Origin of the sequence: Geodermatophilus sp. YIM 151500 (genome assembly GCF_025716945.1) — a bacterium.
Lineage (GTDB): Bacteria > Actinomycetota > Actinomycetes > Mycobacteriales > Geodermatophilaceae > YIM-151500.
Genome location: NZ_JAOVZT010000003.1, coordinates 23503 through 45565, shown reverse-complemented (window position 1 = coordinate 45565; position 22063 = coordinate 23503). Strand labels below are relative to the sequence as shown.

The 22063-nt window shown below is 73.6% G+C and carries 26 protein-coding genes and 1 tRNA gene; 5 read left to right on the top strand and 22 right to left on the bottom strand.

The features are described 5' to 3' along the window. Nucleotides 1-131 precede the first annotated feature (131 nt). The 6 genes from OF117_RS06675 to OF117_RS06650 form a co-directional block, all read right to left on the bottom strand. Nucleotides 132-644: a DinB family protein gene (locus OF117_RS06675; protein WP_263552035.1), complete on the bottom strand. Its 513-nt coding sequence runs from the start codon at nt 642-644 to the stop codon at nt 132-134. 314 nt (nt 645-958) lie between these two features. After that, on the bottom strand, nt 959-1159 hold the full coding sequence (locus tag OF117_RS06670; RefSeq protein ID WP_263552034.1) for a hypothetical protein: 201 nt from the start codon (nt 1157-1159) through the stop codon (nt 959-961). Nucleotides 1160-1628: 469 nt separating this feature from the next. Further along, the gene (locus tag OF117_RS06665; RefSeq protein WP_263552033.1) at nt 1629-2003 is read right to left on the bottom strand and encodes a universal stress protein; all 375 of its coding nucleotides are present in this window, start codon (nt 2001-2003) and stop codon (nt 1629-1631) included. Continuing rightward, nucleotides 2000-3985: a tripartite tricarboxylate transporter permease gene (locus OF117_RS06660; RefSeq protein ID WP_263552032.1), complete on the bottom strand. Its 1986-nt coding sequence runs from the start codon at nt 3983-3985 to the stop codon at nt 2000-2002. Before OF117_RS06660 ends, OF117_RS06665 begins: the two co-directional genes overlap by 4 nt. Before the next feature lie 10 nt (nt 3986-3995). Next, nucleotides 3996-5162 carry a Bug family tripartite tricarboxylate transporter substrate binding protein gene (locus OF117_RS06655; protein ID WP_263552031.1) on the bottom strand — a complete coding sequence of 389 codons (1167 nt, stop codon included), beginning with the start codon at nt 5160-5162 and terminating at the stop codon, nt 3996-3998. Further along, nucleotides 5159-6370, bottom strand: coding sequence for a PrpF domain-containing protein (locus OF117_RS06650; protein ID WP_263552030.1), 1212 nt, complete (start codon nt 6368-6370; stop codon nt 5159-5161). Before OF117_RS06650 ends, OF117_RS06655 begins: the two co-directional genes overlap by 4 nt. 174 nt (nt 6371-6544) lie before the next feature. Here OF117_RS06650 and OF117_RS06645 point away from each other — a divergent pair, with 174 nt between their 5' ends. Continuing rightward, complete coding sequence (locus OF117_RS06645; RefSeq protein ID WP_263552029.1) at nt 6545-7453, top strand: LysR family transcriptional regulator; 909 nt, start codon at nt 6545-6547, stop codon at nt 7451-7453. Between the two features lie 365 nt (nt 7454-7818). Here OF117_RS06645 and OF117_RS06640 read toward each other — a convergent pair whose 3' ends face one another. The 3 genes from OF117_RS06640 to OF117_RS06630 form a co-directional block, all read right to left on the bottom strand. Next, nucleotides 7819-8088, bottom strand: a complete 270-nt coding sequence (locus OF117_RS06640; protein WP_263552028.1) for a hypothetical protein — start codon at nt 8086-8088, stop codon at nt 7819-7821. 78 nt (nt 8089-8166) lie between these two features. Next, entirely contained in the window at nt 8167-8316 is a 150-nt protein-coding gene (locus OF117_RS06635) for a hypothetical protein (protein ID WP_263552027.1), read from the bottom strand. A gap of 246 nt (nt 8317-8562) precedes the next feature. Continuing rightward, nucleotides 8563-8847 (bottom strand): hypothetical protein, encoded by a 285-nt coding sequence (locus OF117_RS06630; RefSeq protein WP_263552026.1) that lies wholly within the window; start codon nt 8845-8847, stop codon nt 8563-8565. A gap of 1142 nt (nt 8848-9989) precedes the next feature. Here OF117_RS06630 and OF117_RS06625 point away from each other — a divergent pair. After that, nucleotides 9990-10148 carry a hypothetical protein gene (locus OF117_RS06625; RefSeq protein ID WP_263552025.1) on the top strand — a complete coding sequence of 53 codons (159 nt, stop codon included), beginning with the start codon at nt 9990-9992 and terminating at the stop codon, nt 10146-10148. Between the two features lie 11 nt (nt 10149-10159). Then, a complete protein-coding gene (locus tag OF117_RS06620) occupies nt 10160-10591 on the top strand; it encodes an NYN domain-containing protein (protein WP_411969425.1) in 432 nt (143 codons plus the stop codon). A gap of 144 nt (nt 10592-10735) precedes the next feature. On the opposite strand, the gene OF117_RS06615 is transcribed toward OF117_RS06620, so the two are convergent. Then, nucleotides 10736-10809, bottom strand: a tRNA-Pro gene (locus OF117_RS06615). A 120-nt stretch (nt 10810-10929) separates the two neighbouring features. Further along, nucleotides 10930-11328, bottom strand: a complete 399-nt coding sequence (locus OF117_RS06610) for a YybH family protein (protein WP_263552024.1) — start codon at nt 11326-11328, stop codon at nt 10930-10932. A 104-nt stretch (nt 11329-11432) separates the two neighbouring features. Between OF117_RS06610 and OF117_RS06605 the strand changes: the two genes are divergently transcribed. Together OF117_RS06605 and OF117_RS06600 are read left to right on the top strand one after the other, a co-directional pair. Beyond that, on the top strand, nt 11433-11672 hold the full coding sequence (locus tag OF117_RS06605) for a ribbon-helix-helix domain-containing protein (protein WP_263552023.1): 240 nt from the start codon (nt 11433-11435) through the stop codon (nt 11670-11672). A gap of 1 nt (nt 11673) precedes the next feature. Next, nucleotides 11674-12066, top strand: a complete 393-nt coding sequence (locus OF117_RS06600) for a PIN domain-containing protein (protein ID WP_263552022.1) — start codon at nt 11674-11676, stop codon at nt 12064-12066. Nucleotides 12067-12077: 11 nt separating this feature from the next. Here the strand turns inward: OF117_RS06600 and der are convergent, their stop codons facing one another. From der to OF117_RS06545, 11 genes are all read right to left on the bottom strand, one after another. Beyond that, nucleotides 12078-13457, bottom strand: coding sequence for a ribosome biogenesis GTPase Der (der, locus tag OF117_RS06595; RefSeq protein WP_263552021.1), 1380 nt, complete (start codon nt 13455-13457; stop codon nt 12078-12080). Beyond that, nucleotides 13454-14140: a (d)CMP kinase gene (gene cmk / locus OF117_RS06590; RefSeq protein ID WP_263552020.1), complete on the bottom strand. Its 687-nt coding sequence runs from the start codon at nt 14138-14140 to the stop codon at nt 13454-13456. The genes der and cmk overlap by 4 nt, the downstream gene beginning before the upstream one ends. Before the next feature lie 92 nt (nt 14141-14232). Then, nucleotides 14233-14595, bottom strand: a complete 363-nt coding sequence (gene aroH, locus OF117_RS06585) for a chorismate mutase (protein ID WP_263552019.1) — start codon at nt 14593-14595, stop codon at nt 14233-14235. Between the two features lie 180 nt (nt 14596-14775). After that, a complete protein-coding gene (locus tag OF117_RS06580; protein ID WP_411969431.1) occupies nt 14776-15558 on the bottom strand; it encodes a pseudouridine synthase in 783 nt (260 codons plus the stop codon). 249 nt (nt 15559-15807) lie between these two features. Then, nucleotides 15808-16638, bottom strand: coding sequence for an SMC-Scp complex subunit ScpB (scpB, locus tag OF117_RS06575; protein ID WP_263552017.1), 831 nt, complete (start codon nt 16636-16638; stop codon nt 15808-15810). Continuing rightward, the gene (locus OF117_RS06570) at nt 16635-17462 is read right to left on the bottom strand and encodes a segregation and condensation protein A (RefSeq protein ID WP_263552016.1); all 828 of its coding nucleotides are present in this window, start codon (nt 17460-17462) and stop codon (nt 16635-16637) included. Before OF117_RS06570 ends, scpB begins: the two co-directional genes overlap by 4 nt. Nucleotides 17463-17621: 159 nt before the next feature. Next, nucleotides 17622-18173, bottom strand: a complete 552-nt coding sequence (locus OF117_RS06565) for a hypothetical protein (RefSeq protein WP_263552015.1) — start codon at nt 18171-18173, stop codon at nt 17622-17624. After that, on the bottom strand, nt 18170-19075 hold the full coding sequence (locus tag OF117_RS06560) for a ParA family protein (RefSeq protein ID WP_263552014.1): 906 nt from the start codon (nt 19073-19075) through the stop codon (nt 18170-18172). Before OF117_RS06560 ends, OF117_RS06565 begins: the two co-directional genes overlap by 4 nt. A 214-nt stretch (nt 19076-19289) precedes the next feature. Beyond that, nucleotides 19290-20204 (bottom strand): site-specific tyrosine recombinase XerD, encoded by a 915-nt coding sequence (locus OF117_RS06555; RefSeq protein ID WP_263552013.1) that lies wholly within the window; start codon nt 20202-20204, stop codon nt 19290-19292. A 152-nt stretch (nt 20205-20356) separates the two neighbouring features. After that, entirely contained in the window at nt 20357-21472 is a 1116-nt protein-coding gene (gene ald / locus OF117_RS06550) for an alanine dehydrogenase (protein WP_263552012.1), read from the bottom strand. Nucleotides 21473-21641: 169 nt separating this feature from the next. Then, nucleotides 21642-22061, bottom strand: a complete 420-nt coding sequence (locus OF117_RS06545) for a GlcG/HbpS family heme-binding protein (protein ID WP_263552011.1) — start codon at nt 22059-22061, stop codon at nt 21642-21644. Nucleotides 22062-22063 lie beyond the last annotated feature (2 nt).

The following is a 22063-nucleotide window of genomic DNA, read 5'->3' as shown; positions in this document are numbered from 1 at the left end:
GACACCGTGCGGGCGCTCTGGCAGCAGTCCGGCGACCGCGCCACGTCCGGGAGCTAGGTCGACCATGGTGACCCGGAGCGCCCGGCCGCCGGGCGCCCCGGGTGCCGGATGGATGGCGGGGAGCGCCTGCGTCAGCCCATCGTCTTCTGACCGTCGATCGATTCCCGCAGGATGTCGGCGTGGCCGGCGTGCTGAGCGGTCTCGGCGATGATGTGCAGGAAGACGCGTCGGGCCGACCAGCGGGCGCCCGGCTCGAACCAGGGTGCCTCTGGCAACGCGTGCTCGGCGTCCAGGTCCGGGAGCGTGGCGACGACTTCATCGGTGTGCCGGGCCACCGCCTCGTAGTCGGACAGCACACCTGCCAGCGTCTCCCCCGGCGCGAGGTGCCAGTGTCGGGACACGACGTCGGGGCCCCAATTGCGGTTCATCGCCTCGGCCCCGCCCTCGGCGAACCGCACCCATCCGGCCTCCTGGGCCGCGACGTGCTTGATCAGCCCCGCCAGGTCGAGTGAGCTGGCGGTGGGCCGCCGCTGCGCCTGTTCGGCGGTCAGGTCGCGCACGGTGAACCGCAGGAAAGCCCGGTGTCGCCGCAGGGACTCGACGAGGTCGGCCCGCTCGCGCGTGAGGGTGGTCGTACCGGTCATGGGATCCCCTTCCGTGGTCCTCCGGTGGGTCGGTGCCGACGCTAGGGGCTGGGGGTGCCGGATGGCACGGATCGGCACCGCAGATCAACTCGTCACCGAGGAAGGGTCATGCCCCCGGCCCGAGGTGGACCCCCAGAGGACCGAACGCCTGATCCTCGCGACCTCCCGAGCCACCGCCTTCGGCGGTGCGTCCGGCGCCGTCCTGGCCGTCTGTTCCACCGGCTGGTGCGCCGCCGAGGCGGTCGGCGGCGCGTGGCCAACGCCGTCCCCGCCAGGAGTCCCCCGGGCGGGGCCACGGTGGTGGAGGCACGCACTCAGCGAGGGTGCTCGCCGAAGCCGGCGTCGAGGTCGTTCACGGTGAACTCCCGGCCCAACCGGCGGCGGAGGAACGCGTTCGTCGAGCAGCGGGTGGAGGAGAGGAAGAAGCGCTCCTCGTTGCTCCTGACCATGGCGCAGAAGGGATCCGCTGCGTCAGGGCCGAGGTCGAGATCGTCGTAGTTGACGACGACGTGCACCGCCGGGTCGAGCGCGAAGGACGACCCGGCTCACCAGGTCCTGCATAGTCCCCGCACTCTGATCTCCATGGAGGTGCGACCGGTGCGGTTGACTGGCCCGGAAGGTCACCAACTCACCGACGTGCGCGGGTTCGCGGAACACGATCTGGCCCACCGACAGCGTGACTGCGCAACTCCGCGCCCAGCGGGTCACGTGTGCAGGCCACCTGGTCCAGGTACTTCGGCAGCGGACCGCCGTGGCCGTTGCACGTCGAGTAGGACGTGTCCGGCGTCATCGGGATCGTCATCGACGGCCGGCGGCGGTCGTCGTCCCGGTCTCCGCCGGGCGTGGCGCCCGCAGGCTCGCCGGGGGTGGGCATCTCGTCGGCCTCCTCGGACCTGGTCGACAGAGCATGCTGAGGACTGCCGCGGCCCGGCCACCGCGGGTGGCCGGGCCGCGGCCCTTCTGCTCACGCTGCCGGTGTGGTGGTCAGACCCGCACGGCCAGGACGGGGCAGTCGGCGTCGAGCAGGATGGTCTGGGCGACCGAGCCCATCACCAGCTTGCCGACCGGGCTGCGCCGTCGGACTCCGATCACGAGGACCTCGGCGCGGGTCTCGTCGGCCGCGACGAGGGCCGCTGACGCGTGGTCGGGGATGGACGGCTCGGTCACGACGACTGCTCGCCCGTCCGGACCCAATTCTGCACGAGCTGCGTCCAGTGCCGCGGTCAGGGCCTGCGTGTCCCTCCCGCTGGTGAGATTCAGGACGTGCAGGTCGCTGTTGCGGCGGGCCGCCTCGGCGGCGGCTGCCGGGAGGACGGCGGCTGCTTCGACGGCATTCGCCACGGTGGTCAGGACGGTCACCGGGTCATCAGAGCTCCCAGGGGTAGTTCGACGGGCAGCAGGATGGGGGCCAGGACCAGCAGGGCGGCGGTGACCAGTCCGTAGACGAGCACCGTCCGGGTGCGGGCCCGGGCGACGTAGAGCAGGAAGGCAGGGACGAACACCAGGGCTGCGGCGACGTAGCCACCCAGGGCGACCAGGCCCAGGAAGGCCGCCATCCAGACGAAGGTGCGGGCGGCCACGGCGACGCCGGGGAACCGCCGGCGTGCGGGTTGCTCCCCCGGAACCGGGCTGGTCGACACCGACCGCAACCGGCGGATCTCCAGGATCAGCAGCACCAGCGCGGCGAGCGCGCCGACGCCCGTGATCAGCCTCGGCACGAGGCGGGCGTCCGGGCTGTAGCCGCCGGCCACCACGAAGGCGGTCACGAAGACCACAAGCATCCCCGCGGCAGTCAGCAATGACCACACCGAGCCGGACAGCTCGCCCTCGTCGTCGCCGGCCGGCTCGACCGTCCGGTCGTCGGTGTCGGTGCCCCGGCGCCGACGCAGGTAGCGGATCAGCGCGAAGACAGCCGGTGCGATCAGCACGACCAGGAAGACGATCACCCAGGGGCGCGCCAGCCACTCGGCGCCGTCGTACACGGCGTCGGTGAGGAAGTAGTAGCGCTCCAGAGGGATGGCCAGGACGAAGCCGATGAGGAACGGCGCCCGCGGGAACCCGGTGTCCTTGAGCAGCCAGCCGAGCAAGCCGAGCGCGATCATGACCCACAGGTCGCCGAGCTGACCGCTCTCCTGGAACGCGCCGAGCAGCATCACGACCACCAGGCCGGGGCCGAGGACGGCGAAAGGCACCTTGGTGATGCGGGCCAGCGGCTTGGTCACCAGGAAGCACAGCGCGGCGCCGACGACGCTGGCGATCGCGAACGCCCACACGATCAGGTACATGAGGTCGAGGTGGTCGGTGACGATGGCCGGGCCGGGCTGTATGCCGTAGGTCAGCAGGGTGCCGAGGAGCATCGCTGCGGGCACCCCGCCGGGGATGCCGAACAGCAACGTGGGGATGAGGTCACCGGCCTCCACCGAGTTGTTCGCGCTCTCCGGGCCGATGATCCCGCGAGGGTCGCCCTTGCCGAACTTGCTCTTGTCCTTGGCCGTGGCCACGCTCTGCCCGTAGGCCAGCCAGGTGCCGGCCGTGGCGCCGACGCCGGGCAGCACGCCGGCCCAGATGCCGATGAGTGCGCCGCGGATGACCTGCGTCCAGTGGCCCAGCCACTCCCGGACGCCGGCCAGCCAGCCGTGGCCCAGGGCGATCTCCTCACCGGGCTGCTGCCGCTGCCCGACCCGCGAGGCGATCTCGGCCAGACCGAACACACCGAGCGCGACGGCGACGAGGGACAGCCCGTCGGCGAGGAACAGGCTGCCGCCGGTGAACCGGTACTCCGCCGTGGAGGGTGCGATGCCGACCAGACCCAGCAGCAGGCCGAGGCAACCGGCGACCAGGCCCTTGGCCACGTTGCCCCGTGACAGCACCGCTGCCAGTGAGACACCGAGCACCGTGAGCATGAACAGCTCCGGAGCGCCGAAGGAGAGCACCAGCGGCCGGGCCAGCGGGATGGCCAGGGTGAGGCCGACGGCGCCGATGATCCCGCCGGCCATGGAGGACAGGAACGCCAGGGACAGCGCCCGTGCGGCCCGGCCCTGTTTGGCCATCGCGTAGCCGTCGAGCATGGTGACGCTGGCCGACGCCGAGCCGGGTGCCCCCAGCAGCACCGCGGCGACGGTGTCGGAGGTGTGCACCACGGCCAGCGCCCCGATGAGCAGCGCGAGCGCCTGCTCGGCCTCCATGCCGAAGGTGACCGGGAGCAGGATGGCGACGGCGCCGGTGCCGCCCAGGCCGGGGATCAGGCCGATGACCAGACCGGCGACCACGCCGACGGCCAGCATGAGCAGCAGGGACGGTTGGGTGAGCGAGGCCAGGGCGGCGAGTGCGGAGTCGAGCACGGAGAGCTCCTCAGTCCAGCTGGACGTCGTGGTCGGAGGCCAGCAGCTCGACGACGTAGTCGCGGACGTCGGGCTCGACGGTGTAGGCGTCGTGCACGAGCGCGGGAAGGTCGTCGTCGGCGATGATCGGGTAGCCGCCCAGCACCTCGGCGGCGGCGTCGGTGAACTCGGGGTCCTCGGCCATCTCGTGAGCCGAGGTGCGCAGGGTCTGGACCGCCGCGTCGGGGGTCTTCTCCGGCACCCACATGGCCTTCTGCCAGGTGTAGGTCAGCGCCAGGAGCGAGCGGTATGCCTCGAGGGCGGGCCCGCCGGGAGCCTCGCCGTACAGCTGCTCGTAGACCTCGACGACGGTGGGCAGGTCCGGGAAGTTGGGGTCCCGGACGATCTTGCCGGCCACGTCGACCTGGCCCATGGACATCAAGGGGACGGCGGTGCCGGACAAGACCAGAGGTGCGACGGCGGGCCCGTACGCCGACGTGGTCTGGTAGTCCAGATCCACCTCGCCGCGCTGGAGCGCCAGGTTGACCGGCCCTCGGCCTTCGAAGCCGAAGATGGACTCGACGTCGGCACCGAGCAGGTCGAAGGCCACGAGGGTCGTGAGGTCCAGCCCGGTGGCGCTGATGCCGCCGAAGCGCAGCGGGGTGTCCCGGTTCACCAGGTCCTCGACGGAGGACACGCCGGCGGCAGTCCGTGCGTAGATGACCCCGCCGCTGCCGTTGGCCAGGATCGGGGTCAGCTGATCGAAGTCGTACTGCACCTCGCTGCGGCCCAACACCCACGGGACGACGCTGCTGGCCGTGGACACGAGGATCTCCGTGCCGTCGGCCCGGGCCTCGGCGACGAAGGCGTTGGTTCCTGCGATGCCCTCCCCGCCGGGCTCGTTGACCGGGGCGAAGCCTGGCTGCCCGGGCACCACGTGGCTGAGCTCGGTGCCGACGTAGCGGGCCCAGGTGTCGGTCCCACCGCCCTCGGCCAGCGGGATGAGCACCTCCAGGGTCTCCCCCGCGAAGTCGCCGTCGGTCGTTGCCGCGGCCCTGCGCAGCAGGTCCGAGCCCAGGGTGGTCGCGGCCACGGCCAGCACCACGAACAGGCTCATGATCATCAGGGCCGCCTGCTTCGAGCAGCCCGGGGTGGGGGCAGCAGCGACTGCTTCCCGCTCAGGGGTCTGGGTGCTCATCGGTGCACCTCCGTCTGCACGGGAGCGGCTGGGAGAGCCGGCTCCACCCACGCCGACCATGCTCGACCGTCGGCTCGCGATGAAGCAGCCGGGAAGGAGTTCCGCCGGGATGCGGGCCCCCGCAGCGGCAGGGCGTCGTCGGGCAGCGCCAGCACGGCGTCGGCGATGCGTCGGGCGGTGCGCGTGACCGCGACCGCCGGTGCGCCGTCCATCTCGCCGGTGTGCGTGGCGACCACTCCCGAAGGAGTGGCCAGCCGCAGCCGGCCGGCGATGGCGGCCACGACACGGTCGGCCACGAGGGTGCCCGGGGTGGCCGCGGCCATCGTCAGCGCGACGCTGCCGGTGATGGCCAGGGCCGGATGGACCTGCCCCATGGACAGCATCCGTACGGTCAGATCGGCCTCACCGGTCGTGGGCGCGGGGCCGACCACGGCCAGCTTCGGCACGGCCCGCTCCGCCGAGACCTCGTCGACCGCCAGGCCCATGCGCACGGCCGCCTGCCGCCGAACCCCGTCCAGTGCGGCCAGCAGACCGGCCCGTGCGGTGATCTCGGCCGGGCTCTCGGACCCGGCCAGCCCGACGGTCGCGGCGTCCAGGACGACCACCGGCGCGCCGGCGTCGATCAGGGTTGCCGGGACGAGACGTCCGTCGAAGGCCAGTTCTTCCCTGGGCGACCCGGTGGGCAGCAACGACCCCGTGGTCCGCCCGGCCGGGTCGCGGAACCACATCCGCACCCCGACTCCCGGGAAGGGCACACCCGGGATGTGCTCGGTGCCGTCCTCCTCGACGACGCCGCCCGGGGTGGGCACCTGCTGGACGATGAGCTGACCGGTGTTGGTGTTGCGGACCCGCACGGTCGTCAGCTCGCCGGTCGGCTGGACCCAGCGACGCCGCAGCGCATAGAGGCCGGCGACCGCCGAACAGTTGCCGCAGTTGCTGCCCCAGTCGACCACCGGCTCGTCGATCCCGACCTGGGCGAAGGTGTAGTCGACGTCGGCGTCCTCGGTGCCCGCGGGCGCGAGGATGACCGCCTTGCTCGTCGTCGAGGTCGCTCCCCCGACGCCGTCGACCTGTCGCGGGTCGGGGCTGCCGAAGGCCCGCAGAAGCACCGCGGCCGGGTCCAGGCCGAGGTTGTCCAGGTCGGCACGGTCGAAGACCCAGCACTTGCTGGTGCCTCCACGCATCCATGTCGCCGCAAGCTCGCGCACGCCATCTCCTCACGGTGCGGAATGGCCGGCCCCGGACGGAATGCCGTCGTCCGGGGCCGGGAGGCTCCTCAGTTCGGGGAGCCGCTCGAGGACGACTGTGCGGGCGGCCACCCATGTAGCACAATCACGGAAGTGTTCAATCCCTTTTAGGAACCCTTAACCCTGGGAGCCGATGTGCTGGACGTCCGCCGGTTGGTGCTGCTCGCGGCGGTCATCGACAGCGGCTCGATGACCGCCGCAGCCCAAACCCTGAGCTACACCACCTCGGCGGTGTCCCAGCAGCTGAGCCGGCTCGAGAAGGAGGTGGGCCAACCCCTCCTGCAGCGGCAGCCTCGCGGCATCGTGCCGACCGAGGCGGGGCTGGTGCTGGCCGACCACGCACGCCGGGTCGCCCGGCAACTCGCCGCGGCGGAAGCCGACCTCGCCCAGGTCGCCGGACTACGCCGCGGCCGGCTGACCGTCGGCACCTTCCCGACCGTCGGCGGCTCTCTGTTGGCTCTCGCCGTCAGTCAGTTCCGGTCCGCCCACCCCGGCGTCAGGCTGACCGTGCGCTCAGCGCGGCTGGACCGTCTCACGGAGATGCTCGACGCCGGCGAGGCCGACATGTCCCTGCTGTGGGACTACGCGTGGAACCGCGTCGACCCCGGGTCCTACGCGCTCACCCACCTGCTCGACGACCCCACGATGCTCGTCGTCTCCGCCGACCACCCGCTCGCCGACCGTGAGCGAGTCGACATGACCGACCTCGCCGCCGAGGAGTGGGTCGTCCGCGAACCCGATCACCCGGTCGCCGAAGTGCTCGACCGCAGCTGCCGCGCCGCCGGCTTCCGCCCCCGGATCGCCTTCCACGCCAACGACTACCAGGAGGCCCAGGCCATGGTCAGCGTCGGGCTCGGCATCGCACTCGCTCCACGAACCGCCGTCACGAACCCGCACCCCGACGTCCGCGTCATCTCACTGGGGAGCACGGCGCCTGCCCGGCGCATCCTGCTCGCCCGCCGGCAGGAGCGCGTCCCCGCCCCGGCCGAGGCCGCGATGGTCCGCGTCTTCACGGATGTGGCACGCACGTACCAGCGCTCGTGACGCCAGGGCACGATCGCTGGGGTCGGCCGTCTCGGCGCATGTGGTGGCCGGACGGCCACGGCGCGCAGGACCGCAGCAAGTCTTCGTGCTCCTGACCGTGACGTCCATGTCCCCCGCCGACGCGAAGGCGCATCTGAGGAGCTGGACGCGGCCATGGCGCGTCGCCACGCTCAGCAGAGGTCGGACACCGTCCTCACCCTCCGGGCGGCGCCTGATCAGCAGACCGGGCCGTCACCCCGGATGACGACGAGGCGGTTCGGCGGGCCCTGCGGGGCGACGGTGACCACGCCGATGAGTCTGGCCGGCCCGCAAGGGCTGGGAAGAAGACTGTTCCCATGCGCCGGCACCGGCTCGATCCCCAGCGGTCAGCCGGCGACGGCGAGAAGCGCGCCTCGGCAGAGGTCCACGGTGAGCACGCTCGGCAGGCGCAGCAGCCGCGCCTCCAGCAGCCCGGCGCCGTCGACGTCGACCATGGTGTCGATGGTCAAGCGCCAGCGCCCGGCGCCGGCCTCCTCGGCCTCGAAGCGGGTGATCCGGTACGCGCGGCCGGTCAGCAGGGTGAGCACCCGCTGGACGCACGGCAGGTCCTCGACGGTGACGTACAGCTTGACGGGTGACAGCGGAAGGGGCGGCATGGCTTCCTCGACGAGCCCAGGCGGCTCGAGGTCGGCGGGATGCTCTCGACGGCACGCCTCGGACCCGCCGACCGAGAGTCAGGAACCGGCGGGCCCGCTGGAAATCTGCCCGATCGCCACGGACGAACAATACGACGTGCGGCGGCCGCCACACCAGCGTGTCGGCAGCTGCTCCACCGCGGCGAGCACGGTGTCGAGGTCGGCGCTCGGCTCGGTCGAGGCGAGCACCCGCAGACCAGCCTCCCAGGCCGCGGCGATCGCGCGGGCCTTGCCGCCGGTCAGCGCCAGCAGCTCCCCCGACGAGCCGTCGAAGGTGATCCCCGCCGCCGGGCCGCAGAGCGTGCGAGTTCACGCGATCCCGCCGGCTGACCGCACCCGCCGTCCGACCGGCGAGCTGGTCGGACGGCGGGCCGGTCGGACGGCGGGCGCGGCACCGGAGCCACCGTGCGGTGCCGCAGACTCCGCGCCCCTGTGCTACGCCGGTCGGACCTCGCGCACGCCGGCCGTCAGGCGCCCGTACTTCTGCCGCGCCGCCTCACCGGAGGTGCCGACAGCATCTCCGATCCGGTCCCAGGACACGCCCGCTGCCCGGGCCGCGACCACGGCCTGGCCGAGGTCGCTCTCGGCCAGCGAGCGGCGCAGCGCGGCCGCCCGCAGAGCCGACTCGGCCGGCGGGACGGACGGATCGCTGCGGTCCTCCTCCAGGGAGCGGGCCATCTCCTCGGAGAGGGCGACGATCTCGTCATAGCTGCGGGGCATCTGCATCACCTCGTTCTCGCTCGATTGCGGTCGTACTTGCCGCGGCGCTCCATGACGTGGACGACGACATTGCGGCCTTCCTCATCGCGGTCGTAGCCCACTTCCAGGCTTTGCCCCGGTGGTGTCTGGGCCGACCGCCACGGTCAGGTGGTGGTCGCCCTGGTCGGGGAACACGTCGATGGCGTTGCGCAGTGCGTGGCGGATGTCCTCCTCGCTGTACCCGCGCTTGAGCGCGCTGGGGAGCGATCACCACATCGTCGACGGCTCACAAGTTATCTTGCAAGTCACCGCGACGGGAGCGTCCACAGGAGTCTCCTCGACTGCTGCGGCGGTGCGGCGGCGGCGGCGAGCGCAGGGACGCGCCGCACCTGACCGCAGGCAAGGGCAGGCGCTCCTCGAGTCGATCCGGGGCGACCGGCTGGACGCCTAGTTCCGGGTTCCGGTTGATGCCCGCCAGCGGGCTGCGCCGAGGGCAGGCGCTGGCCCCGCACTTGTCCGACGTCGACCCCGACGCCGGCCTGCTGAGGGTCCGCTGGACCCTCAACAGGACGTCCCAGGGGCTGCAGCTCGACGAGCCCAGGACGGACGAGTCCCGCAGAACCGTGCCACTCCCCCGCTCGGCCATCGCGACGCCCCGGGGCACCGGACCCGGCAACTGGAGGAACAGCGGGCGTCCGCCGGAGCCTGGCAGGAGCACGGGCTGGTCTTCACCACCGTGATCGGAACACCGCTAGAGCCCCGCAACGTCCTGCGGCGACGCTTCGAGGTCCTCACGGAGCCAGCCGGCCTCCGCGGCGTCACCCTGCACACCCTTCGGCCTCCGCGGCGAGCTTCCTACTGGCGGCCGGGACGCACACAGGTCGTCCAGGAGCACCTGGGTCACTCGTCCTACGCGATCACCGCGGACGTCTACAGCCACGGCGGTCCGGCGCAGCAGCGCGAGGCCGCGGATCGGCTCGACCAGGCGCTCCGGTGGTGACCCTTGCTGCAACGACCAGACAGCCACGGCCACGGCAGCCTCCGCGGAGTGCCCAACGTCGGCCCTGTCAGGGGTGTCGGGGGTGTTATGGTTTTGTCATTCCTCCCCGTCGTCCTCCGGGACTGGCGGGGATTTTTCTTGCCGTAGCCCGAGAGGACTGTCGATGAGCGACCGCGTCGTCGTCTTCATCGACTACCAGAACGTGCACGGCTGGGCCCGCCGCCTCTTCCTCCCGGTCAACGCCCCCCCGCCGACGGGCACGTCGACCCGCTGCGCCTGGCACAACTCCTCGTCCGTCGTCGCCGCCGCCCCTCAGCGGTAGAGGGTGTGCGCGTGTACCGCGGGCGTCCGTCACCGGATCACCAGCCGCGCGCCGCGGCCGCGAACGACCGCCAGACCGCCGCCTGGCAGCGCAGTGGCGCGGTCACCGTCATCCGCCGGCCGCTGGGCTATCCGGCCGACTGGCCGACCGCTCCGGCCCAGGAGAAGGGCATCGACGTCGCACTGGCCATCGACGTGGTGGCCATGGCGCTGCGCAAGGAGTACGACGCGGCGATCGTCGTCTCCTCCGACACCGACCTCATGCCGGCCATCGAGACCGTCTACACCGGCCAGCTCGGCCATGTCGAGCTGGCCACCTGGGCCGGGGCCCGCCGCCTACGCTTCCCCCGCACCCAGCTGCCGTGGTGCCACTTCATCAGCGAACCCGAGTACCACACGCTGCAGGACCTCACCGACTACACGCAGGTCCCCGGCAGCGAGTGAGGGAGTCGGTCCCCGGTCGGCTCGACCGAGCGCCGCCAGGGTGACCGTTGCTGTACGCGACCGCGTTGCTGTACCGGTTGCTGTACTCACGCGAGAGGCGGGCCGGCCTCTCGGCCGACCCGCCGCTGACCTGCGGTTCCACTGTCGGGCTGACAGGATTTGAACCTGCGACCCCTTGACCCCCAGTCAAGTGCGCTACCAAGCTGCGCTACAGCCCGAGCGCCGCGCGGGCGGTGATCCGCGCGGTCGCTGCCCGAGCAGACTACCCCACCGCGCCCGGCCGACCGCGGGTCGGCGTCCCTCCGCTGGCACCGTCGGAGCCTGCGGCCGACAGCCGGCTAGGGCACGGCATCGGCGTGGCGGTGGACCAGCCGCCACACCCCGTCCTCCCGCCGGTAGACCAGCGTCACCCGCAGCGTCTGCGGTCGGCGCGGGCCGTCCGCCGCCGAGAAGACGGAGTGCTCCAGCCCGGCCAGGACCGCGAGGTCGCCCCCGACCTCGACGTGGTGCACCTCGACGCGGGCATCGCTGCCCCGGGACAGCCGTGCCGCCGCGCGGGCGAACGTCGTCACCACCTGCTCCCGGCCCACCGCCGGCGGGCGCCCCGGCGCGTAGAGGGTGACCGGTTCGGTGTCACCCCACAGCTCCCGCCACGGTCCCGGGTCGCCGCTGTGGAAGGCGTCCATGGCAGCGAGGTGGCGGTCGAGCACCTGGTCGAGGAACGCGTCACGGTCCATCGGTCCGGGCCTCCGGGCGGTCGGGGCACGAGCATCCACCCGGAGCGGCCGGGCGGGAAGGACGACGGCCTCGATCGCGAGCAAGGATGGGCTACCTTAGGCACATGCGCATGCACATCGTGCTCGACGACGACCTCGTCAGGCAGATCGACGAGCGCGCCGGCAAGGGCGGGCGCACCCGGTACGTCACCGAGGCCCTCCGGCAGCGGCTGGACAACGAGCGACGGTGGGAGTCGCTGCTCTCCGCCGCCGGGACCGTGGCCGACGAGGGCCACGAATGGGACGACGACCCCGCGGCCTGGGTCGCCGGCCAGCGGCGCAGCGATCCCGACCGGGTCGGGTGACGTGGCGGTCGTCCTGTTGGACACGACCGTGCTCATCGACGTGCTGCGTGGTCGCCCGGTGGTCGAGCGGCTGCGGTTGATGGCCCGCCAGGGCGACGTCGCCGCGACCAGCCCGGTCAACGTCGAGGAGGTCGTCCGCGGCCTGCGCCGCGCGGAGGCGTCGGCGGTGGACGCACTCTTCGACGGGCTCCTCGTCGTCCCGCTCGACCGCGCCGCCGGCGAGCGGGCCGGCCGGTGGCGCCGCGACTTCGCCGCGCGGGGAACGACTCTGTCGCAGGCCGATTGCCTGGTCGCCGCCGCGGCGCTCGCCGCGGGTGGGCGCGTCGCCACCGGGAATCCCCGTGACTTCCCGATGGCGGAGGTCGCCGTGGAGCACTGGCCCGTGGGTCGCTGACCCGGCGCGCGTCAGCGGCGCGCCGCGTCGCTGCCCCGGCCCTCGCGGACCTTGACCGACACCTCGATCGGCGTCCCGGCGAAGCCGAACCGCTCCCGCAGCCTGCGCTCCAGGAACCGGCGGTAGCCGGCCTCCAGGAAGCCGGTGGAGAACACGACGAACCGGGGCGGCCGGACGTCGGCCTGCGTGACGTACTTGATCTTCGGCGCCCTTCCCCCGCGGGCCGGCGGGGGCTGCTCCTGGACGACGGCACGGATGAAGGTGTTCAGCTCCGCGGTGGGCACCCGGTGCTCCCAGGAGGCCAGCGCGGACCGCAGGTGCTGCGCGAGCTTTCCCACACCGCGGCCGGTCACCGCCGAGATGTTGACCCGGCTGGCCCACCGGACGCGCGACAGGTCGCGTTCGATCTCCCGCTCGAGCTGGGCGTGCCGGTCCTCGTCGAGGGTGTCCCACTTGTTGAAGGCGATGACTAGGGCGCGGCCGGCCTCGATGACCTGGCTGACGATCCGCTGGTCCTGCTCGCTGACGACCTCGTCGGCGGCGAGCAGGACGACGGCGACCTCGGCGGCGTGGATCGCCGCCTCGGTGCGCAGGCTGGCGTAGTACTCCATGCCGCTGGCGGTGCCGACCTTGCGGCGCAACCCGGCGGTGTCGACGAACCGCCACTCCTCGCCGCCCAGCGTCACGATCGAGTCGACCGGGTCGACGGTGGTGCCGGCGACCGGGTCGACGACGGACCGCTCGTCGCGGGCGAGCCGGTTGAGCAGGCTGGACTTGCCCACGTTCGGCCGCCCGACCAGGGCCACCCGCCGCGGCCCGCCCACGTCCGGCTGCTCGCGCGGCGCGTCCGGCAGCGCGTCCAGCACCAGGTCGAGCAGGTCTCCGCTGCCCCGCCCGTGGAGCGCGCTGACCGGCTGCGGCTCACCCAGCCCCAGCGACCACAGCTCGGCGGCGTTGGCCTCGCTGCGCTCGTCGTCGACCTTGTTGGCCACCACGATCACCGGCCGGTCGCTGCGGCGCAGCACCCGCGCGGCGGCCAGGTCGGTGTCGGTCGCGCCGACGGTGCTGTCGACGACGAGCACGACGACGTCCGCCGTCCGCATGGCGTGCTCGGCCTGCCGCGTGATCGACGCCCCGAGGCCGCTGGCCTTGGGGTCCCACCCGCCCGTGTCGACGACGAGGAAGGTGCGCCCGTTCCACAGCGCCTCGTAGGAGATGCGGTCGCGGGTGACACCGGGCACGTCCTGCACGACCGCGGCCCGCCGGCCGAGGATGCGGTTGACCAGCGTCGACTTCCCCACGTTGGGCCGGCCCACGATCGCGACCACCGGCAGCACCCGGCCGCCGGCCTGCTCGGTGTCCGCTCCTCCGCGACCGCCGGGCGCGCTCATGCCCGCCCCGCCACCGTCGACCGGGCCAGCTCGACGACGCGGTCGACGACGGCCTCGCGGTCGAGGTCGGTGCTGTCCAGCACGACGGCGTCGGCCGCCGGGCGCAGCGGGCTGTCGGCCCGCCGGCTGTCGTACTCGTCGCGACGCCGCATGTCGGAGGCGAGCGCGGCGATCTTGCCGGGGTCGGTGACGCCCAGCTGACCGGCCCGCCGCCGCGCCCGGACCTCGGGCGCGGCGGTCAGGTAGATCTTCAGCGTCGCGTCGGGCAGCACGACCGTGCCGATGTCGCGGCCCTCCACGACGACGGCGTCCGCCTCGGCCACCAACTCGCGCTGCCGGGCGACCAGCAGCCGGCGGACGGCGGGGACGGCGGAGACCGGGGAGACGGCGCGGGTCACCTCGGCGCCCCGGATGCGCTCGGCCACGTCCACGCCGTCGACCGTGACCACCTCGGTGGCGGCGTCCGTGCCGATCTCGATCTTCGCGTCGGCGACGGCGCGGGCGACCGCGACCTTGTCGTCGAGCCCCACGCCGGCGTCGAGCACCGCGACAGTCGCGGCCCGGTACATGGCCCCGGTGTCGAGGTAGGCCGCGTCGAGCCGGCGGGCCACGTCCCGGGCGACGCTGCTCTTGCCGGTCCCCGACGGCCCGTCGAGCGTCACCTGCCCTCGGAAGTCGCTCACTGCGCTCTGGCCCGGCCCGGCGGCATCCGCTCGCTGGCGCTCGCTCACTGGGCTCTGACCCGGCCCGGTGGCATCCGCTCGCTGGCGCTCGCTCACTGGGCTATGTCCCGGCGGAGGGCCACGGCACCGCGCAGGTAGACGTGCTGGATGTCGGCGCGCGACTTCGGCGTCTCCACGTGCGCCATCAGCCGCAGCACCCGCGGCAGCGCGTGCGGGACGTCGATCTCGGTGGCGCACATCAGCGGGACGTCGCCGAGGCCGAGCTCGCGGGCGGCCAGCGCGGGGAACTCGGCGACGAGGTCGGGGGTGGCGGTGAACAGGATGCTGATCAGGTCGTCGGAGACCAGGCCGTTGCGGTCGATCACAGCCGATACCAGCTCCCGGGTGGCGCGGAGGATCTCCTCCCGGTCGTCGGCGTCGACCTGGGTCGCGCCGCGGATGGCTCGGACGGCCATGCACTCTCCTCGCTCGCTCGCGACGCCGGGGCGCCTGCGGGATCCGGCGCCCGGTCGACCGGGAGCCCGTACGAGTCTAGGTTCGCCGCGCCGGCCACCGTCCTCGGCTTCCCCGCCGCCCCGTCGCCGGACACGCCCCGACCGCGGCACGGAGGCGCAGCGTCGGGCGGCGCGACCGGTTCAGAGGCCGACGAGCTCCTCCAGGGCGCCGACCTCCTGGCGGGTCAGCCGCCGGATGGTGCCGGTGCGCATGCGCTGAAGCTGCACCGGTCCGACCGCGGTGCGCGTCAGCCGGGAGACCGGCAGCCCGACCTCGGCCAGCAGCCGCCGCACGATGTGCTTGCGCCCCTCGTGCAGCACCACCTCGACGACGGACTGCCCGGCGTGGGTGTCGACCACCTGGAACGAGTCGACGGCGACCGGGCCGTCGTCGAGCTCGACGCCCGCGCGCAGCCTCCGGTGCAGGTCGCGCGGGATGGAGCCCGACACCTGGGCGAGGTAGGTCTTGCGGACCTCGTAGGAGGGGTGCGCCAGCCGGTGGGCGAGCTCGCCGTCGTTGGTGACGAGCAGCAGGCCCTCGGTGTCCTGGTCGAGGCGGCCGACGTGCACCAGGCCGGGCGCCAGGTCGCCGATCATGTCGCCGATGGTCGGTCGGGCGCGGTCGTCGCTCATCGCGGTGAGAACCCCGTACGGCTTGTTCAGCGCGTAGGAGACCCGGTCGTCGCGGATCTCGATGCGCGCGCCGTCGACGGCGATCCGGTCGGTGCGCGGGTCGACCCGCATGCCCTGGACGTCGACCCGCTTGCCGTTCACGCTGATCCGCCCGGCGGCGATCATGTCCTCGCACACCCGCCGGGAGGCCACGCCGGCCCGCGCCAGCACCTTCTGCAGCCGCTCGCCCTGCCGCTCCGGCTCGCGCGCGGGCTCCCGCCGGTCGCCCGGATGGGCGGGCGCCAGCTCCATGTGCTCCGACCAGCCCTCGCCGCCCTCGGTCGTGGGCCCCTCGTCGGAGAGGTCGATCGAGGCGTCGCGCGGCCCGGTGGGCGGATCGGCGTTCATCGGATCCAGTCTCCCACCCGGGCGGAGCGCCCGGTTCGGCCCGCTTCTGCGGTGGTCTTCGTGCTCCTGCGGTCGTGCAGCACCGCAGGAGCTCGAACAGCACCGCAGATGGGCACCACTGGCGGCCCGGGCCGCCAGCCGCGCGGGCCGTGCTCAGCCGTCGGGGTGCTCGTCGAGCACGGACGACGGGTCGGGCAGCAGCGGCGCCAGGTCGGGCAGCTCGTCCAACCCGGTGAGCCCGAGCCGCTCGAGGAACAGCGGCGTCGTCCCGTAGAGGCCACCCCCGGTGTCGGGGTCGCTGCCGACCTCGTGCACCAGCCCGCGGGCGAGCAAGGTGCGCATGACGCCGTCCACGCCGACGCCGCGGATCGCGGAGACGCGGGCCCGGGTCACCGGCTGGCGGTAGGCGATCACCGCGAGGGTCTCCAGCGCGGCCTGGCTCAGCCGGCTGCGCTGCCCCTCCCCGAGGTACCGCGAGACCACCTCCGCGTGCTCGTCGCGGGTGTAGAGCCGCCACTCCTCCCCCACCCGGCGCAGCGTCATCCCGGCCCGGCGGCGGTCGTAGTCGGCGGCCAGCTCGGCCAGCCCGGCCGCCACCTGCTCGGGCGGACAGCGCAGCGCGGCGGCCAGCGTCTCCTCGTCGACCGGGTCGTCGACCACGAACAGCAGCGCCTCCAGGCCGCCGCGCAGCGCGACCGGGTCCAATTCGGCGAGGGGTTCGTCGGCGGCCGGCTCCGCGCCGGCCGCCGGCTGCGGCGCGGCGGGCGGTGCGGTGTCCGGCGAGTCGTCGTCCTCCACCGGGACGGCGACCAGCGGCGGCTCCGCCCCGGCCGGCCGCTCGGCCACCCGCGCGGCCAGCTCCGCCGCGACGGCGTCCCAGGTCTGCGGGTCGGCGTCGCCCCGGTCGGCCGCCTCCTCGCGGGTGGCGGCGAGTTCGGCGGCCAGCGACTCCCACGAGATGGGCCCGCGGTCCTCGCCGTTCACCGGTGGTCCTCCATCCCGTCCACGTCGCCCCCGCCGTCCGGGTCCGGCTCCGCCGCGCCGGCCCGGGCGGGCAGCGCCGAACCGGTCCACCGGACCACCAGCTCCCCCAGCGGCGTCAGCTGCTCGAACACCACCCGCTGCTGACGGTAGAGCTCCAGCAGCGCCAGGAAGCGAGCCACCACCTCGAGCGTGTGCGCGCAGTCGGCGGTGAGCGACCTGAACGACGCGGTGCCCACCCGCGCCAGGTGGTTGCGGACGACGAGCAGCTGCTCGGCGACGTTGACCGGCGGAGCGTGCAGGTGGCCGACGTCGACCACCGGCGGCGCCTTCGGCACCAGCGCCCGCGCGGCCAGCGCGGCGAACTGCTCCGGCGTGAGGTCGAGGGCCACCTCGGGCACCAGGTCGGCGAAGCGGGGCTCGAGGGTCGCCGTCCGCGGGAAGCGCCTCGCCGCCGTCTCGTCCCGGCCGCGCAGGAACTCGGCCGCCTGCTTGTAGGCCCGGTACTGCAGCAGCCGCGCGAACAGCAGGTCGCGGGCCTCCAGCAGCTCGAGGTCGTCCTCGTCGTCGACGTCGGCGGCGGGCAGCAGCCGCGCGGCTTTGAGGTCGAGCAGGGTGGCGGCCACCACGAGGAACTCGCTGGCCTGGTCGAGGTCGAGCCCGTCGCCGAGCGCGCGGAGGTGGGCGATGAACTCGTCGGTGACCGTCGACAGGGCGATCTCGGTGACGTCGAGCTTGTGCCGGCCGATCAGCTGCAGCAGCAGGTCGAACGGGCCCTCGAAGTTGGTGAGCCGGACCGTGAACCGCGCCGCCCCGTCCTCGGTCACGGAGCCAGCCTAGGAGCCGGGGCGGACGGGAGGCGCCGCCGCTGCGGAACGTCCCGTCTCGGGCGCGGGGGCAGGGGGCCTCCCGACCGAGGTGGGAGCAGCGGCTCATCGCATCCCGGGACGGCACCTGGCCGCGGTGTCGTCCGGTGGACGACGGAGCTACGAGCCCTTGAGCCGCCGGACGAGCACCGACTCCTCGCCGCGCTCGGCGAGGTCGGCGAGCAGCACGGACACGGCCTCGCGCACGATCCGCCCGCGATCGGCGGCCACACCGTGCTGCGCGCGCAGCGACAATCGCGCGCTCTCCAGGGCCAGCAGCTCGTCGGCGGAGATGTAGACCGTGATCTTCTCGTCGTGCTTGGTCCGCTCCACCCGGGTGCGCGCCGGCCGGCCGCGCTTGAGCGGCCCCGGGGCGGACAGCGGCTGCGCGGTGGGGACGGCCGGGGCCGTCGGCGCGCGGAAGGCGGCCAGCGCGTCGGCGGAGCCGGACGCGGGCCCGGACGCGGCACCGGAGCCGGACGCCCCGCCGGGCACCAGGGTCAGCGGCATGCCCGGGGTCGGCTCCCCGGCCTCGGCACGACGGCCGCGCAGCGCCGGGGAACTGGTCGCCGCGGACATGCTCGGCAGCTCGGTCACCTCCGCCTCGTCGGGCTTGGTGTCGGTGCGCCGGAACAGCTCCGACGCGCCGGGGAGCACGGGCCTCCTCGTCACAGCGAGAGAACCTCCTTGGCCAGGTCGCGGTAGGCCGAGGCACCCGACGAGGTGGGAGCCCAGGTGGTGATCGGCTGCCCCGCGACCGTGGTCTCCGGGAAGCGGACGGTGCGGTGGATGACGGTCTGGAAGACGGTGTCGCCGAAGGCCTCGACCACCCGGCTGAACACCTCGCGGCAGTGCACGGTGCGCGAGTCGTACATCGTGGCCAGGATCCCGGAGATCTCCAGCTGCGGGTTGAGCCGCTCCTTGACCTTGTCGATGGTGTCGACGAGGAGGGCGACGCCGCGCAGGGAGAAGAACTCGCACTCGAGCGGGATCATCACGCCGTGCGCGGCGGTGAGTGCGTTGACCGTCAGCAGGCCCAGCGAGGGCTGGCAGTCGACGAGGATGTAGTCGTACTCCTCGCGCACCGAGTCCAGGCAGCGCATCAGCGTCTGCTCCCGCGCCACCTCGCTGACCAGCTGCACCTCGGCGGCCGACAGGTCGATGTTGCTCGGCACCAGGTCCAGCCCGGCGACGTCGGTGGGCACCCGGACGTCGGCCAGCGTGGTCCGCCGCTCCATCAGCGCGTTGTAGACCGTGCGCTCCAGCTGCTGGGCCGGGACGCCGAGCCCGACCGAGAGCGCACCCTGCGGGTCGAGGTCGACGAGCAGCACCCGACGGCCGAACTCGACCAGCGCCGCACCCAGGTTGATGGTCGACGTCGTCTTGCCGACACCGCCCTTCTGGTTGCACATCGCGATGATCCGCGCGGGGCCGTGCCGCTCGAGCGGGGGCGGGTCGGGCAGCCGGTGCTGCCGCGCCCGGGCGGGGTCCAGCCGGGAGGGGGCGGCGCCCATCTCGACGTCGGTGTCGTGCGGGCGCGCGACGGCGGGGGCTGCGTCCGCTCGGATCGCCATGGGTCCATCGCCTCCAGCTCGTGCCCCGATCCGGTCGGTTCCGGTCGCGGTCAGCCGTCCTGCCCGCTCGGGTGACGACGAAGCTACGGAGTGTCGTCAGCCGTGCCACGGAGGCACGCCGCGACGACGCCTTCGCTGTGCAGAAGTGACGACAAGTCGCCACCCTCAAGCCGAAAGCGTTGTGCAGGTCCGCCGACGACGCGCGCGTCGGTTGTCAGCTGTGCGCCCTCGGATGGCTGGTCGCGTACACCTCCCGCAGTCGGTCGACGGTGACGAGCGTGTACACCTGCGTCGTCGTCACCGACGCGTGCCCGAGGAGCTCCTGCACGACCCGGACGTCGGCTCCGCCGTCGAGCAGGTGGGTGGCGAAGGAGTGCCGCAGCGTGTGCGGCGACACCTCGACGGAGAGACCGGCCCGCTCCGCCGCCGTCCGGAGGATGGCCCAGGCGCTCTGCCGCGACAGCGGGCCGCCCCGGGCGTTGAGGAACAACGCTCCGCCGCGGGCGCCGCCCCGCCCGGCGGCCGCCAGCGCCGGCCGGGCGCGCACCAGGTAGTCGTCGACCGCGCGCAGCGCGAAGCTGCCCACGGGGACGACGCGCTGCTTGCCGCCCTTGCCGGCCAGCCGCACCGCCGCCTGCCCGCGGTCGAGGTCGTCGACGGCCAGCCCGACGGCCTCGGAGATCCGCGCCCCGGTGCCGTAGAGCAGCTCGAGCAGCGTCCGGTCGCGCAGCCCCCGCGGCCCCTCCGTGGAGCCGGCGGCCTCGATCAGCGCGACGACCGACTCGACCGGGATCGCCTTGGGCAGCCGACGCGCCGGGGTCGGCGGGCGCACCTCGTGCGCGACGTCGTCGGGCACCAGCCCGTCGAGCAGCGCGAAGCGGTGCAGGCCGCGGACGGCGACCACCGCCCGCGCGGCCGAGGTCGCCGACAGCGGGAGGTGGTCGTCGTCGCCGGCGCGCAGGGCGGCGAGGAAGGCGGCGACGTCGGCCTCGGCCACCTCGCCGAGGTCGGCGACCCCGGCCGCGGTCAGGTGCTCGGCGTAGCGGCGCAGGTCGCGCCGGTAGGAGGCGATGGTGTTGGCGGCCAGCCCTCGCTCGACGGCGAGGTGGTCGAGGTAGCCGCGCACCACCCGATCGACGTCGGGCGCGGCGGGCCGCTCCTCGCTCGCCGGCGCTCGCTGCGGTGCTCCCGTCGCCGTCGTCAGGCCGTGCCGGTCGGCCCGACTCCGCGCGCCGGTCCGCTCCTCGCTCGTTCCTCGCTGCGATGCTCCCGTCGCCGTCGTCAGGCCAGCACCTCCTCGAGCGGGACGGCGGTGGTGCCGTGCGCCGCCGCCACCTCGGGCAGCACCACCTGCCCGTCGACGACGTTGACCCCGTGCGCCAGCGCCCGGTTGCCGCGCACCGCGGCGCCGGTGCCCTCGTTGGCCAGCTCCATGACGTAGGGCAGCGTGACGTTGGTCAGCGCGTAGGTGGAGGTGTTGGGCACCGCACCGGGCATGTTGGCCACGCAGTAGAACACCGACTCGTGCACCCGGAAGGTCGGGTCGTCGTGCGTCGTGGGCCGGCTGGACTCGAAGCAGCCGCCCTGGTCGACGGCGATGTCGACGAGCACCGAGCCCGGCTTCATCCGCGACACCAGCTCGTCGCTGACCAGCGTGGGGGCCTTGGCGCCGGGCACCAGCACCGCGCCGATGACGAGGTCGGCGTCGAGCACCGCCCGCTCGAGCTCGTAGGCGTTGGAGACGACGGTCTGGAGGTGGCCGCGGTAGACCCGGTCGGCGGCCCGCAGCTTGTCGACGTCGCGGTCGAGCACGAGGACCTCGGCCTGCATGCCGAGGGCGATGGTCGCCGCGTTCATACCGGACACACCGGCGCCGATCACCACGACCTTGGCCGCGTAGACGCCGGAGACGCCGCCGAGGAGCACCCCGCGCCCGCCGTGCGCGCGCTCGAGGCAGTGGGCGCCGACCTGGGGCGCCATCCGGCCGGCCACCTCCGACATGGGCGCGAGCAGCGGCAGCGCGCCGTCCGCGGTCTGCACGGTCTCGTAGGCGATGGCGGTGGTGCCGCTGGTGACCAGGGCGTCGGTGCACTCCTTGGACGCCGCGAGGTGCAGGTAGGTGAACAGCGTCTGCCCGGCGCGCAGCCGGTGGTACTCCTCGTGCACCGGCTCCTTGACCTTGAGCAGCAGGTCGGCGTCGGCCCACACGTCGTCGGCGTCGGCGACGATGCGCGCCCCGGCGGCGGTGAAGTCGCCGTCCGGGATGGACGACCCCTCCCCCGCGCCGCGCTGGACCAACACCTCGTGCCCGGCCCGGACCAGCTCGGTCACCCCGGCCGGGGTGAGCGCGACCCGGTACTCGTGGTTCTTGACCTCCGTCGGGACTCCGACCCGCATCGCACGTCTCCCCTGGTCTGGCGGGTCGTCCCCGAGGGTGACGGGGCCTCGCCCACCGCGTCGTGGGCCGCCCGTTCGGAGCGGGCCTGGCGCGAAGTCTAGGTGACCGACCCCCTCGCCTCCCGCCACTCGCCGGCCCCTGACCCCTGCGGGTGGGCCGGGGACCGGCTCAGCCGGCGCTGGTCGCGTACCCGCAGGCCTGCACGGCAGCGCTGCAGACGTCCTCGTCCTGCTGCCCGGTGCCGCCGCTGGCGCCCAGCGCACCCACGAGCTGCCCGTCGGCGTAGACCGGCACCGCGCCTGGCTGCGGCGTGAAGCGGCCGTCGGTCATCGCGCTCAGCGCCGTGGAGAAATTGGGCAGCGAGTCCATCTTCGCCTTCTGCCCGGCGCTGGGCATGCCGTAGGCCGCGGCGGTCCACGCCTTGCCCTGGGCCACCTCCGTGGAGATCCACGGGGCGCCGTCCATGCGGGCGAGGGCCACGAGATGGCCACCGGCGTCCATCACGGCGAAGGACATCGGCACGCCGAGCCGGCCGGACTCCTCGCGGGCGGCGGACAGCAGGGACAGGGCCTGGTCGCAGGTCAGCACGC

Coding starts and splice junctions, on each gene's coding strand:
- der (WP_263552021.1), bottom strand. CDS start 13,457: ATGAGCGCGCCCGGCGGTCGCGGAGGAGCGGACACCGAGCAGGCCGGC.
- OF117_RS06605 (WP_263552023.1), top strand. CDS start 11,433: ATGCGCATGCACATCGTGCTCGACGACGACCTCGTCAGGCAGATCGAC.
- OF117_RS06610 (WP_263552024.1), bottom strand. CDS start 11,328: ATGGACCGTGACGCGTTCCTCGACCAGGTGCTCGACCGCCACCTCGCT.
- OF117_RS06655 (WP_263552031.1), bottom strand. CDS start 5,162: ATGAGCACCCAGACCCCTGAGCGGGAAGCAGTCGCTGCTGCCCCCACC.
- OF117_RS06625 (WP_263552025.1), top strand. CDS start 9,990: ATGAGCGACCGCGTCGTCGTCTTCATCGACTACCAGAACGTGCACGGC.
- aroH (WP_263552019.1), bottom strand. CDS start 14,595: ATGGCCGTCCGAGCCATCCGCGGCGCGACCCAGGTCGACGCCGACGAC.
- ald (WP_263552012.1), bottom strand. CDS start 21,472: ATGCGGGTCGGAGTCCCGACGGAGGTCAAGAACCACGAGTACCGGGTC.
- OF117_RS06640 (WP_263552028.1), bottom strand. CDS start 8,088: ATGCCGCCCCTTCCGCTGTCACCCGTCAAGCTGTACGTCACCGTCGAG.
- OF117_RS06630 (WP_263552026.1), bottom strand. CDS start 8,847: ATGCCCCGCAGCTATGACGAGATCGTCGCCCTCTCCGAGGAGATGGCC.
- OF117_RS06560 (WP_263552014.1), bottom strand. CDS start 19,075: ATGGCGATCCGAGCGGACGCAGCCCCCGCCGTCGCGCGCCCGCACGAC.
- OF117_RS06580 (WP_411969431.1), bottom strand. CDS start 15,558: ATGGAGCTGGCGCCCGCCCATCCGGGCGACCGGCGGGAGCCCGCGCGC.
- OF117_RS06675 (WP_263552035.1), bottom strand. CDS start 644: ATGACCGGTACGACCACCCTCACGCGCGAGCGGGCCGACCTCGTCGAG.